Annotated in this window: 9 protein-coding genes; 5 read left to right on the top strand and 4 right to left on the bottom strand. The window is 59.8% G+C overall.

Features of this window, described 5'->3' with window-relative positions; genetic code table 11:
* Window positions 1-127: 127 nt before the first annotated feature.
* From K7H94_RS15640 to K7H94_RS15625, 4 genes are all read left to right on the top strand, one after another.
* Window positions 128-1,036 (top strand): LysR family transcriptional regulator, encoded by a 909-nt coding sequence (locus tag K7H94_RS15640; RefSeq protein ID WP_222951301.1) that lies wholly within the window; start codon window positions 128-130, stop codon window positions 1,034-1,036.
* A 118-nt stretch (window positions 1,037-1,154) separates the two neighbouring features.
* Window positions 1,155-1,700 carry a winged helix-turn-helix transcriptional regulator gene (locus K7H94_RS15635; RefSeq protein WP_058780409.1) on the top strand — a complete coding sequence of 182 codons (546 nt, stop codon included), beginning with the start codon at window positions 1,155-1,157 and terminating at the stop codon, window positions 1,698-1,700.
* Window positions 1,697-2,737: an HlyD family secretion protein gene (locus K7H94_RS15630; RefSeq protein ID WP_222951300.1), complete on the top strand. Its 1,041-nt coding sequence runs from the start codon at window positions 1,697-1,699 to the stop codon at window positions 2,735-2,737. The genes K7H94_RS15635 and K7H94_RS15630 overlap by 4 nt, the downstream gene beginning before the upstream one ends.
* On the top strand, window positions 2,734-4,290 hold the full coding sequence (locus K7H94_RS15625; RefSeq protein ID WP_245001376.1) for a DHA2 family efflux MFS transporter permease subunit: 1,557 nt from the start codon (window positions 2,734-2,736) through the stop codon (window positions 4,288-4,290). Before K7H94_RS15630 ends, K7H94_RS15625 begins: the two co-directional genes overlap by 4 nt.
* A gap of 18 nt (window positions 4,291-4,308) precedes the next feature.
* Here the strand turns inward: K7H94_RS15625 and uxuA are convergent, their stop codons facing one another.
* The 3 genes from uxuA to K7H94_RS15610 form a co-directional block, all read right to left on the bottom strand.
* Entirely contained in the window at window positions 4,309-5,373 is a 1,065-nt protein-coding gene (uxuA, locus tag K7H94_RS15620) for a mannonate dehydratase (protein WP_166719824.1), read from the bottom strand.
* Between the two features lie 132 nt (window positions 5,374-5,505).
* Window positions 5,506-6,210 carry a response regulator gene (locus tag K7H94_RS15615; protein WP_215786614.1) on the bottom strand — a complete coding sequence of 235 codons (705 nt, stop codon included), beginning with the start codon at window positions 6,208-6,210 and terminating at the stop codon, window positions 5,506-5,508.
* Complete coding sequence (locus tag K7H94_RS15610; protein WP_222951299.1) at window positions 6,210-9,461, bottom strand: transporter substrate-binding domain-containing protein; 3,252 nt, start codon at window positions 9,459-9,461, stop codon at window positions 6,210-6,212. The genes K7H94_RS15615 and K7H94_RS15610 overlap by 1 nt, the downstream gene beginning before the upstream one ends.
* A 370-nt stretch (window positions 9,462-9,831) precedes the next feature.
* On the opposite strand from K7H94_RS15610, the gene K7H94_RS15605 reads away from it, so the two are divergent.
* Complete coding sequence (locus tag K7H94_RS15605; RefSeq protein ID WP_021507616.1) at window positions 9,832-10,794, top strand: sensor domain-containing diguanylate cyclase; 963 nt, start codon at window positions 9,832-9,834, stop codon at window positions 10,792-10,794.
* Between the two features lie 27 nt (window positions 10,795-10,821).
* Here K7H94_RS15605 and K7H94_RS15600 read toward each other — a convergent pair whose 3' ends face one another.
* On the bottom strand, window positions 10,822-12,690 hold the full coding sequence (locus K7H94_RS15600; RefSeq protein WP_021507615.1) for an amidohydrolase: 1,869 nt from the start codon (window positions 12,688-12,690) through the stop codon (window positions 10,822-10,824).
* Between the last annotated feature and the right edge of the window lie 10 nt (window positions 12,691-12,700).

Below are 12,700 nucleotides of genomic sequence, written 5' to 3'. Positions count from 1 at the left end.
AAAGTGCTCCAGATTGTGTAGGGTAGTATTATTTTCTGGTTGTCGAATGCAGTATGCAGGTTTGTATTGCGCGATCATCAGGCGTGGATTATATAAACTATTTGAATAATCGTGCGGTGAGGGAAATGTGGATATAAATCAATTGCGTTGTTTTGTCGCGGTGGGTAAAGAACTGCATTTCGGTCGGGCGGCACAAAGTATGGAAATGATGCCTGCATCACTTTCCCGCTTTATTCGCCTGCTGGAGGAGGATCTCGGCGTGCGCCTGTTAAACCGCTCAACGCGCAATGTTTCATTAACCGCCGAGGGAGCCCTGTTTTTTGACGAAGCGGGAAAACTGATCGATCAGTTTGATGCGCTGGCGCTGCGTTTTAAAGGCGGATTAAAAGATGAACGCCGGACATTACGCATTGGCGCTATCGATAGCGCCGCGCGCGGTTTAGTTCCGGCACTGCTGAATTTATTTGTGCCGCGTCATCCGCTGAGCGATATCCATATTATCGAAGATAAAACCCTTAACCTGATTCCTAAATTAAAATCCGGCTGGCTGGATATGATTATTATCCGCGCGCCGCAGCGTATGGATGCGTCCCTGGCGCTGCGTTTTATTACCCGCGAAAGTTGCGTGCTGGCAGTGCCGCTGAAGCATCCGCTGGCGGAAAAAGCGCAGGTGACGGTGGCGGATTTTCAGCATGAAGCCATGATCATTCCGGACCGCCGCACACGGCCGCACAGCCACGATCTCACCATCAGCCTGTTTAAGCAGGCCGGCCTGACGCCGCATATCGCGCAATATGCCGAAGAGAAGCAAACCATTCTCAGCCTGGTGTCCGCCGGCCTCGGTCTGGCGGTGGTACCAGCCTCTTATCGCACCATGAACAGCGACAGCGTGCGCTATATCGCGCTGACGTTACCTGAGCAGATCAAAGGCTTGCCGCTGAGTATTGCGTGGCAGAAGGGCAACGAAGATCCGCTGTTGCGTGAAATGCTGCGTCTGCTGCATGACCACCGGCAGGAATTGATCGACAGGCTGTGAGGCTGCGCCAGAACGCGCGCTGACGTTCTGTTTATTACTTTCATTCTGCAAGTGACTTGCAAAATGAAAGTTACCCTGCCACAGTATCCCGCATCGACTTCACATCGGGAACTGGCCCATGAAAAACCAACCTCTGTGTAATATGCCGTGCCCTATCGCACGCAGCCTTGGACGCGTCGGCGATGGCTGGAGCATGCTGATCATGCGCGATGCGCTGGCCGGCTTTACCCGCTTTGATGAATTTCAGAAAAGCAGCGGCGTGGCGCCCAATATTCTGTCGCGCCGGCTGAAAGAGCTGGTGGAGGATGGATTGCTGGAAAAGGTGTGTTACAGCGACGCTCCGGCACGCTACGAGTACCAGCTCACTGCGGCGGGCCGCGATTTTCGCACGGTAATACTGGCGCTGGCCGAGTGGGGCAGCACCCACTTCTCACCGGAAGGGCGGCAGATGCAGCTGGTTGAAAGCGCCACCCAGCGCCCGGTGACGCCGCAAATGGTCGACAGCGCCACCGGCCAGCCGCTCTCCAGTGACAAATACCAGATGGTGCCAGGCCCGGCGGCCAGCCCGATGATGCACTATCGCCAGCAGTATCTGGCGAGAAAGCGCGCAGGCGATACGGCGCAAAAATTCGCCCCGCAGACGGTGGCCGGGAACGAACCATGAGCCTGACGCGGAAAAAAGCGGCACTGCTGCTGATGCTGGCCTGCGGCGGCGTGGCGCTGGCCGGCTATGGCTATTACTGGTGGCACAGCGCGCGCTTTATGCCTTCGACCGATGATGCCTACGTCGGCGCGGATATCAGTGCGATTTCGGCCAAAGTGTCCGGCTATGTCCAGACCCTGGCGGTGCAGGATAATGCGGCGGTTAAAAAGGGCGACCTGCTGGTACAGCTGGATAACCGCGACTATCGGGCGGCGGTTGACCGTGCGGAGGGCGAAGTCGCTGCGCAGCAGGCGGCGCTGCAGGATATCGCCGCCACGCGCCAGCTCCAGCTGGCCACCATCGACGGCGCGCGTGCTGCGCTGCTGGCGGCGCAGGCGATAACGCAGAAAACCACCGCCGACCAGCGCCGCTATGACGCGCTGGTGAGCAGCGCTGCGGTGTCGCAGCAGATTCGCGATCATGCGCAGGCCGATTACCATCAGGCGCTGGCGCAGGAGGGCAAAACCCGTGCCGATCGCGCGGTCGCCGAACGTCAGCTGCAGGTGCTTGATGCGCGCGAGCAGCAGACGCACGCCGCGCTGGCACAGGCGCAGGCCGACCTGGCACTGGCACAGCTCAATCTGGAATATACCGCTATCCGCGCGCCGTTTGATGGCGTAATCGGCAATCGCCGCGCCTGGGCTGGTTCGTATGTCAGCAGCGGCACGCAGCTGCTGTCGCTGGTGCCGGCGCAGGGGCTGTGGATTGACGCCAACTTTAAAGAGAGCCAGCTGGCGCACATGCAGCCAGGCCAGACGGCAACAATTGTCGCGGACGTGCTGCCAGGCCGCACCTTCAGCGGGCATGTCGCCAGCCTGTCGCCTGCGACCGGTTCGCGCTTCAGCATTCTGCCGGCGGAAAACGCCACCGGTAACTTCACCAAAATTGTCCAGCGCGTACCGGTGCGCATTGCGCTGGACGGCGATGCGGCCACGCTCGGGCTGTTGCGTCCGGGACTGTCGGTGACCGTGACCGTCGATGAGCGCAGCGCGCAATGAGCCGCGTGGTCGCCGCGCCAATCGCGCCCGCGCAGATGCCGGTCAGCCGGAAAGTCTTCGCCTTTGCCACCCTGTGCATAGGCATGTTTATCGCGCTGCTGGATATCCAGATTGTCTCAGCTTCGCTGCGCGACATTGGCGGTGGCCTGTCGGCGGGGGATGATGAAACCGTGTGGGTGCAGACCAGCTACCTGATCGCCGAGATCATTATTATCCCGCTCTCCGGCTGGCTGGCCAGCGTGCTGTCTACGCGCTGGCTGTTCGCCGCTTCGGCCTGCGGCTTTACGCTGATGAGCCTGCTGTGCGGTTGGGCGTGGAACATTCAGAGCATGATCGCGTTCCGTGCGCTGCAGGGGCTGGCGGGGGGCTCGATGATCCCGCTGGTGTTCACTACCGCCTTCGCCTTTTTCCAGGGCCGGCAGCGGGTGATTGCTGCCGCGACCGTCGGCGCGCTGGCGTCGCTGGCGCCGACGCTTGGCCCGACCGTTGGCGGCTGGATCACCGATAACTTCAGCTGGCACTGGCTGTTTTTTATCAACATCATTCCCGGTATTTACATCACCATTGCGGTTCCGCTGCTGGTGAACATTGACGCGCCCAACCGCGAACTGCTGCGCGGCGCGGATTATCTCAGCATCGTGCTGCTGGCGCTGGCGCTCGGCTGTCTGGAATATACGCTGGAAGAGGGGCCGCGCTGGGGCTGGTTTGATGATGACACCATTGCCACCACCGGCTGGATTGCGCTGGCGGCGGGCGTGTTGTTTGTGATCCGCACGCTGCGGCATGCTAAACCGATCGTCGATTTACGCGCGCTCAGGGACCGCGACTTTAGCCTCGGCTGCTACTTCTCGTTTATGGCGGGCGTAGGGATCTTCGCCACCATTTACCTTACGCCACTGTTTCTCAGCCAGGTGCGCGGCTTCAGCGCACTGGAGACTGGACTGGCGATCTTCTCCACCGGGGTGTTTCAGATTCTGTCGATCCCGCTGTATGCCTGGCTGGCGAACCGCGTCGATCTGCGTATTTTGCTGGCGGCGGGGCTGCTCTGTTTTGCGCTGTCGATGCATTTCTTCGTGCCGATTACCCATGACTGGGGGGCGAAGGAGTTGCTGTTCCCGCAGGCGTTTCGCGGTATGGCGCAGCAGTTTGCCGTAGCACCGACGGTGACGCTGACGCTGGGCAGTTTGCCACCGGCACGCCTGAAGCTCGCGTCTGGCCTGTTTAATCTGATGCGCAACCTTGGCGGTGCGATTGGCATTGCCCTGTGCGGTACGGTGCTCAACGACCGCACCAACCTGCACTTTAGCCGGTCGGCGGATCACCTCAACAGCGCCAGCCTGACGCTGGGTGATTTTCTGCAGGGGCGCGCTCAGGCGCTGATGACCAGCGGCCTGAGCCCGGATGCCGCGCATACGGCCGCGCTGCAGTCGCTGGCGGCGCTGACGCTGCGTGAAGCGCGCACCCAGGCCTTTTCCGACGCGTTCTGGCTGATCATGACAGGCTTTTTCGTCGCGGCGCTGCTGGTGCCGTTACTGAAAAAGCCGCAAGGGTGAGCGCCAGATCGTAGCCCATTAACGCTTACTCAGCGCTTCCCACAGGCCCAGCAGATAGGTGGTGCCCAGCGCGCGGTCGTACAAACCGTAGCCTGGGCGCCCGGTTTCACCCCAGATAAAGCGGCCGTGATCCGAACGGATATAGCCGTCAAAGCCGTTGTCATACATCGACTGCAGCACTTTATACATATCCAGCGAGCCATATTCCGTCGGATGCGCGCACTCGTAGAAATCTTTATCGCGGATGATCTTGATGTTGCGCACGTGGGCAAACGGGATGCGCTTGCGGCGCGAGAATTCGGCCAGAATGGCATAGACATCGTTCTGCGGATCCTCGGCAATCGATCCGGTGCACAGCGTGATGCCGTTGGCTTCAGAATCGACGACGTTACAGATCCAGTCGAGATCGTCGCGGTTCTTCACCACGCGCGGCAGACCGAAGATCGAATACGGCGGATCGTCCGGGTGGATCGCCATCTTCACGCCCACCTCTTCGCACACCGGGATCACCGCTTTGAGGAAATACGCGAGGTTTTCACGCAGCTTCGCGTCATCAACGTCCTGATATTTGGCAAACAGCTCCTGAACTTTTGCCAGCCGTTCCGGCTCCCAGCCCGGCAGCGCGAAGCCGTTGGCGCTGCCCAGTACTTCTTTCACCACTTCGTCGAGGCTTTTATCAATGCCCTGTTTCTCGAAGGCCATGGTGATGGAGCCATCCGGCAGCACGTAATGCATATCCGTCTTCATCCAGTCGAACACCGGCATGAAGTTGTAGCAGATCACTTTTACCCCGGCGGCCGCCAGGTTGCGGATACTTTGCTGATAATTGGCGATGTAGCGATCGCGGCTCGGCAGGCCGATCTTGATGTCGTCGTGAATATTAACGCTCTCAATCACTTCGACCGTCAGTCCGGCTGCGTGCACCTGATCGACCAGCGCCTGGATCTTCTCCTGCGGCCAGGTTTCGCCCACCGGCACATCGTAAAGTGCGCCCACCACGCCGCGTACGCCCGGCACCTGGCGAATATATTCCAGCGAAACCTTGTCTTCCTTCGGCCCAAACCACCGCATTGTCAGCTGCATTATGTCATCCACCGTCATCGTGTCTGTATGATAACGGCTAAACTACCATACTAGAATTCATGAGGGCAGCATTGTGCGGCGATTAAGCCTTGATCCGCGTCACAGAACCGGTTTTATCCGCAGCGCAGTCGCTTACTGGGTGGTCACCAGCTCGGTGAAATATTGCTTGTACTTAAACAGTTCGAGATCCGAGCGCAGCCCCAGTTTGCGCAGCGCGGTCTGCTTCTGACCGCTGATGGTTTTGCGGCTGCGCGCGTATTTACCGGCGATCTGCGTAATGCTCAACCCGTCGAGATAACAGCGAATCACTTCGATTTCGCGCGGGCTCAGCTCGCGCAGCAGCAGCGTGATGTCATCGCCCGCCTGGCGCGGCGTCAGGTAGTCGTGCATCTCGCGATCGCTCTCCTGGAATTTATCCAGCTCCAGCATCATGTCCGGCGTCAGGAAGCGCTTGCCGCGACAGATTTGATGGATGGCATCGATCAGCACCTCCTGATCGTGGCTTTTGCCGACAAAACCCTGCACGCCGGCTTTCAGCAACAGCTGGACAATTGCCGGTTTTTCCACCGCGGACGACACCAGAATCTTCAGCTGCGGGTAGTGCAGGCGCAGCTGTTTCACCATTTGCAGCCCGTCGAGCTGGTCTTCACCCAGCATGTAATCCAGCACCAGGATATCGAGCGGGTGGCGTTGCAGGAAGGCCATCAGCTGCTGGCGCTGGGCAAAAGCCCCGGCCAGATCGAGCTGCGGCTCCTGCGCTAAGCGGTACTGCATGGCTTTACCAATCAGCGGATGATCGTCCAGCACGGCAATCTGCCAGATTGCGCTCTCTTTCATTACATCACCTCTTCAGGAATAGGTGTTTCCAGGGCACGCAGGAACAGCGCGTCCAGCTCGGCCACCGCCCCGGCGACCTCCGGCAGCAGCTGCTGTAATAGCGCACCATCTTCATGCTCCGCCGCCTGTTCGGCGGCGCGGCAGCGATGTTGCAGCGCGTCGGCGCGCAGCATTCGGGCACTGCCGAGTAGCTGATGCGCGGCGTGACGCGCCGAAGCAAAATTGTTCGCAGCCACCGCCTGCGTCAGCTGGGCGAGATCGTAACTGTTCTGCTGGCGCGCGGTGGTCACCAGGTCGCGCCACGCCTGCGGGTTGTTTGCCGCCAGATTCTCCAGCGTCAGCAGGGTATCGTCGCGCGTCGGGTTCATCGGTGCGCCGGTGATCACCTGCAGCAGCTGCGCGCGCTCCAGCGGTTTAAACAGACAACCGTTCATGCCGGCGTCCTGCGCCAGCTGCGCCACGCGCTCCTCCGCCATCGCCGTCAGGCCGTAAACCGGCACCGCGCGTCGCACCAGGCGCTTCTCTTCGGCGCGCAACTGGCGGGTGAATTCGAAGCCGTCCATCTCCGGCATGTTGCAGTCGGTAATCACGCGGTCCGGCTGATTTTCGCGCCACAGCGCCAGTGCCGCTGCACCGCCGTCCGCCACCAGCACATGGTGGCCGGCGTAGCGCAGCTGCTGGGCCAGCAGCAGACGGTTGGTGGCGTTGTCATCGACAATCAGAATGCGCAGTGCAGCCTGTTTTGCTGGCTCCACCGGCTGTGGCAGGGCGGGCTGCTCATGTTCAATGCTCGCCGCTTCCGCGCGGAAGCGCAGCATAAACACGCTGCCGTCACCCGGTTCACTCTCGACGTGCAGCTCGGTGCCGAGCATCACCGCCAGCCGGCGGCAGATATTCAGGCCTAACCCGGTGCCGCTGGCGCGGTTGCTGCCCTGACCGACCTGGATAAACGGCTCGAAGATCGCCTGCTGCTGCTCTGCCGTCAGGCCAACCCCGCTGTCGCTCACCTCCAGCACATACTCCGGCCGCGTGCTTTCTGCCTGATACAGCGCCACTTCCACTTCGCCGTGCGAAGTAAACTTGATGGCGTTGCTCACCAGATTGGAGAGAATTTGCTTCAGCGCCACCGGGTCAAACAGCACCTGGTCCTGCTCCAGCTCCAGCACGATATTCAGCGCCAGCCCCTTGTTCAGCGCCACCTGGCGGAACAGCGCTTCGCAATCACGCACCACTTCACTGAGCGACATCGGCTGCAGCTGCACGCTGAAATGCCCGGATTCGATTTTTGCCAGGTCGAGAATATCGCCCACCAGCGACAGCAGCGAACGCGACGACTCCCAGGCGACATCAATGTTTTTCTGCCGCTGCTGTTCATTACTCTGGCCGAGATGCTCGATTTCCAGCAGGCCAATCAGCGCCGCCAGCGGCGTGCGGATTTCATGGCTCATGTGCGACAGGAAGGTGCTTTTCGCTTCGCTGGCGCGCACCGCGACTTCGTTGGCTTTGCGCAGGTCGGCCATCAGCGCTTCGATATGCGCCAGCTGCTCGCTGATTTCACGCTCGTGCTCGCGCTGTTTGGCCAGAGAGGTTTTCAGCAGATGGTTACGCCACAGGAAAAACAGCAGGCCCAGCCCGGCCACGGCGACGATGCGCAATATATAGCTACGATAGCTTTGCCACGAGGTGCTGGTGGCGGGCGGCGTGTATTTGATCCAGCGCTCCATCAGCGACTGCATGGTCGGCTGCGGAATATCGGACAGCGCTTTGTTAAGGATCGACAGCAGCACCTGATCCTGGCCATTGACCGCCATCGCCATGCGGAACATCGGCAGCGGCGCGACAAACGCGACCTTAAAGCTGTCATTAAAGTGATTGTTGAGTAGAAACAGCGACGACTCGTACGGCACGATAAAGCCATCCAGCTGCTTATCGAGTAGCTGACCGAGTGAATCAATCGATACGCCGTTTTCGACGAAGTTGATGCCCGGCCAGCGTTCACGTAAATCGTAACGATAGTAAGCGCGCTCATAGATACCGATGCGCTTGCCCGCCATCTCATCAAAGCTTTTCCACGGGCTGTCTTTGCGCGTCACCACTACCCACGACGAGTAGATGTAGGAGCGGGTGTAGCGGATTTTGTTGTCCTGCTGCGCGGTGGCGTCGCTGACGGCAATAATCGCATCGCGCTGGCGGTTGAGCGTATCGCGCATGTTGCTCAATCCCTGAATCGGGTTGTAGCGAAAGCGAATGCCGGTGCGCTGGGAAATCATTTTCAGCAGGTCCACGCTCAGGCCGACCACGCGCTGGCGGTTATCAATAAAGGTAAATGGCGTATGCGAAGGATCGTAGTTAACGGTGATCTCGCGGTGCTCTGCCAGCCACGCGGCCTCTTGTTCGCTCAGATCGAGGGGATAATTTTTCACCACCGACTGATAATCCAGGCTCCAGGCTTCCGCGATCTGTACCGCGTTGCGCAGCGGAATGTTTTTCAGGATTTCATCGATGGCTGCGATCAGAGGCAGATTGGCACTGTTGCTGGCAAAGCGCGCGTCGACATCGTTGGTGTACGGCGTGCTGTGCGCTTCAATCACATTCTGCAGGCCGCGATGCGAAAGAAAGCGCTGAGTGGCGCTGTTGCTCCAGAACAGGGTGTTTTCGCTAAACGCGGTATCGGTGTAGGCCCACAGCGGCGGCGCGGCCGGCGCCAGCGTGGCGCGCGGATAGCGCTTGTGCAGCAGCGCTTTGAGTTCTGCATCACCGTAATAGAGCAGGCGATAGCGGCTATTTTTCAGCTCACTGTCGAAGGTCGCGTTACGTTTGCTGATTAATACGCTGCGCGCCAGTGAATACGGCAGGCTCAGCGCCAGCTGCGTATCCTGATTGGCGGCCAGCGTGTAGTAAGGAATCAGATCGACTTCACCGTCGTTGAGCGCATCCACCAGCTCCAGCCGGGTTTTATACACCTTGATTTTCACCGGCAGATTTAACGCCTTCGCCACGATGGCCAGATAATCGGCCGAAAGTCCTTCGTAGGTGTTGGCTTCAAACGACACGGAATAGGGCGGCAGCGGGTTGTTCCACACGCCGACGCGCAGTACAGAGTGCTGTTTCAGCCACTGCTGGCTCTGCGGCGACAGCGTGACTTCCGGTGCTACCAGACCATAGCGCGGCGAGAAATTTAACGTGGTTGCACCCCAGGCAGACAGACAAAAGCCCAGTAACAGAAGGAGGCTGAGGATGCGTTTACTCACGGATGGTTTCACTCGCTGGACCGGTTGCGCGCGCCGCCACCATGACGGCGCTTCTTCTCTGACAGCACGTTGCGCGTCAGGCATCCTTCAACAGCGACTTAATACAAGTGGACTTAAATCGCGCTTAAGAAATTTCTTAAAAACAGGAGGGAAAATTCCTGGTGAAAGCCAGGTTTCGCCAGCGCGCCGAAGCGAAGCGCGCTGCTATTTTTAGTAAGTGTAAGTTTTGTTTGCTGAAATTACCGCGTTGCTTCGCCATTCCTGCTGAACCCGGCGCAATTTTCCGACGCTAATCGCCTTTTCATTTGTTTTATTTACAGAATCTATCGTGCAGGCAAAATAGCCCTTATTTTCTCTCCAGCGATCAACCATGTCCGAAGAAGCGCTGCGCCAGCAGATTCAGAACCTGAAAAAGCACAATGCGCGCCTCAAGCGCCTGGCGCACGACGCGCGTAATAAGCTGAACGCGGCGCTGGACGGCACCGGCTTGTGCCTGTGGCAGCTGGATATTCCCAGCGGCAAGCTGGTGATTTTTAACCGGCGCTGGGGCGCGATGCTCGGCTTTCAGGCGAAAGAGACCAAAGCGCGCTTTGATGCCTGGCGCGAGTGCCTGCATCCGGAAGATGCCGATGAGGTGCTGCGCGCCTTTTACGATCATATTGAAGGACGCGCGCCCTATTACGAGGCGCTGCACCGTATGATCGGCAAGAACGGCAAAATCACCTGGGTGCTGGATCGCGGCCGCGTCAGCGAGTGGGACGAGCAGGGTAATCCGCTCAAAGTGACCGGCACCCATATCGACATGACCAAAGAGAAGAATTACGAAGCCCAGCTCTCCCTGCTGGCGCATCACGACCCGTTAACCGCGTTGCCCAACCGCCACGCGCTGCAGGCGCATTTTAGTCAGCTGCAACGCGCCGGGCCGCTGTGCGTGGCGTTTATCGACCTCGACAACTTCAAGCACGTCAATGACACGCTCGGCCATCGCAGCGGTGACGAGGTGCTGATTCAGCTCAGCCAGCGCATCCGCGATTTGCTGCCGTCAGAGGCCATCGTCGGGCGGCTTGGCGGCGATGAGTTCGTGCTGCTGCTGCCGTTTTTGATTGATTACCCCAAGGTGCGCATTCTGGCGCAGGCGGTGCTGGATGCGGCACTGACGCCGTTTGATATCGACAATGGTCATGCGCGGATTGGTGCTTCGATCGGTATCGCCCCGGTACACCGGCGAGACAGCTTCGACGACGCGCTGACCCGGGCGGATGGCGCGATGTACCAGATTAAGAAGAACGGTAAGCAGGGCTTTGGCCTGGCAGGCAATATATCGATGGGGTGAGGGCCAGCGCCCGCACCCCTTGATCACTTAAAACGCAAAACAGGAACAGCCCAGCGCACCCCAGAACGCGTTGTTGTCTGACACCGGCACCGATGACTGGCGCGCGACATCATGGGCGTGGCTGTGCACGCCACAGGGGCCGCTGCACTGGTGTACCTGCGGCATCCGCGCGGCGCGGCCGCTGGTCTGCGGCGGGGCGCTGCGGTAGTGACCGGGCACGGTAACCACCGGCGACCACTCCGGCAACACCGGTACCGGCGGCGGTGCCAGCGGCGTGAAGCTGCCGGCGGCATACACCACGTTGCCATCCACCAGCGTCAGCACTGATTCAATGCCTTTGATCTCCTCTTCCGGCACGCTGAAGAAATCTTTCGACAGCAGCACCAGATCCGCCAGCTGGCCGACTTTGATCTCACCTTTGGCGCTCTGCTCGCTGGAGAACCAGGCACTGCCTTTGGTCCACAGCATCAGCGCGGTTTCACGGTCGATGCGTGCGTTGTCATCGTACAGCTGCATCCCGCCGACGGTACGGCCTGAAACCAGCCAGTACAGTGCGGTCCACGGGTTATAGCTGGCGACGCGGGTGGCATCGGTACCGAGGCCGACCGGCACGCCGGCCTCCAGCATGCGCGCCACCGGTGGCGTCTGCTTCGCGGCCTCTTTACCGTAGCGATCAACAAAGTATTCCCCCTGGAAAGCCATGCGATGCTGCACCGCCAGCCCGCCGCCGAGCGCTTTTACCCGCTCAATATTGGCTTCAGTAATGGTTTCCGCATGGTCAAAGAACCAGTGCAGGCCATTGAACGGAATGTCGCGGTTCACCTTCTCAAACACATCCAGCATGCGGCTGATCGATTCGTTATAGGTGGCGTGCAGGCGGAACGGCCAGCGATGCTCCACCAGGTGGCGCACCACGCGCTCCAGCTCATCTTCCATGCCGGGGGCCAGATCCGGGCGCGGTTCGAGGAAATCTTCGAAGTCCGCCGCCGAAAACACCAGCATTTCACCGGCACCGTTGTGGCGCAGGAAATTGGTGCCCTGGCCCGGCTTCAGCATATCGGTCCACTTCTCAAAGTCTTCCAGCTCGTGGCCGGGACGCTGGGTAAACAGGTTATAGGCGATGCGTACCGTCAGCTGCTTTTTCGCGTGCAGTTCGGCGATCACGTCGTAATCGTCCGGGTAATTCTGGAAGCCGCCGCCGGCGTCGATGGCGCTGGTCAGACCGAGGCGGTTCAGCTCGCGCATAAACTGACGCGTTGAGTTAACCTGCTGTTCCAGCGGCAGTTTGGGCCCTTTCGCCAGCGTGGCGTACAGCAGCATGGCGTTGGGACGGGCGATCAGCATGCCGGTCGGATTGCCATTGCTGTCGCGCTGGATTTCGCCGCCCGGCGGGTTGGGGGTCTCTTTGGTGTAGCCTACCACTTTCAGCGCGGCGCGATTGAGCAGCGCGCGGTCATACAGATGCAAAATGAAGACCGGCGTATCGGGCGCGGCGGCGTTGATTTCGTCCAGCGTCGGCATGCGGCGCTCAGCAAACTGGAACTCGCTCCAGCCCCCGACCACGCGCACCCACTGCGGTGACGGCGTACGCAGTGCCTGTTCGCGCAGCATACGCAGCGCATCGGCCAGCGACGGAACGCCTTCCCAACGCAGCTCAAGGTTGTAGTTGAGGCCACCGCGAATCAGATGCAGGTGGGAATCGTTCAGGCCGGGAATGCCGGTATGCCCTTTGGCGTCGATGATTTGCGTGTCGCTGCCGGCAAAGCGCATGACGTCCGCTTCGCTACCTACGGCGAGAAACTTGCCGTCTTTGATGGCTACGGCGGTGGCCAGCGGGTTTGCGCGGTCGACGGTGTGAAACTTACCGTTGGTAAAAATCAGGGATGCGGTCGTCATTCTGTTCTCT

This window comes from Pantoea dispersa, assembly GCF_019890955.1.
Taxonomy (GTDB): Bacteria; Pseudomonadota; Gammaproteobacteria; order Enterobacterales; family Enterobacteriaceae; genus Pantoea; species Pantoea dispersa.
This window is presented reverse-complemented; position numbering and strand designations above follow the sequence as displayed.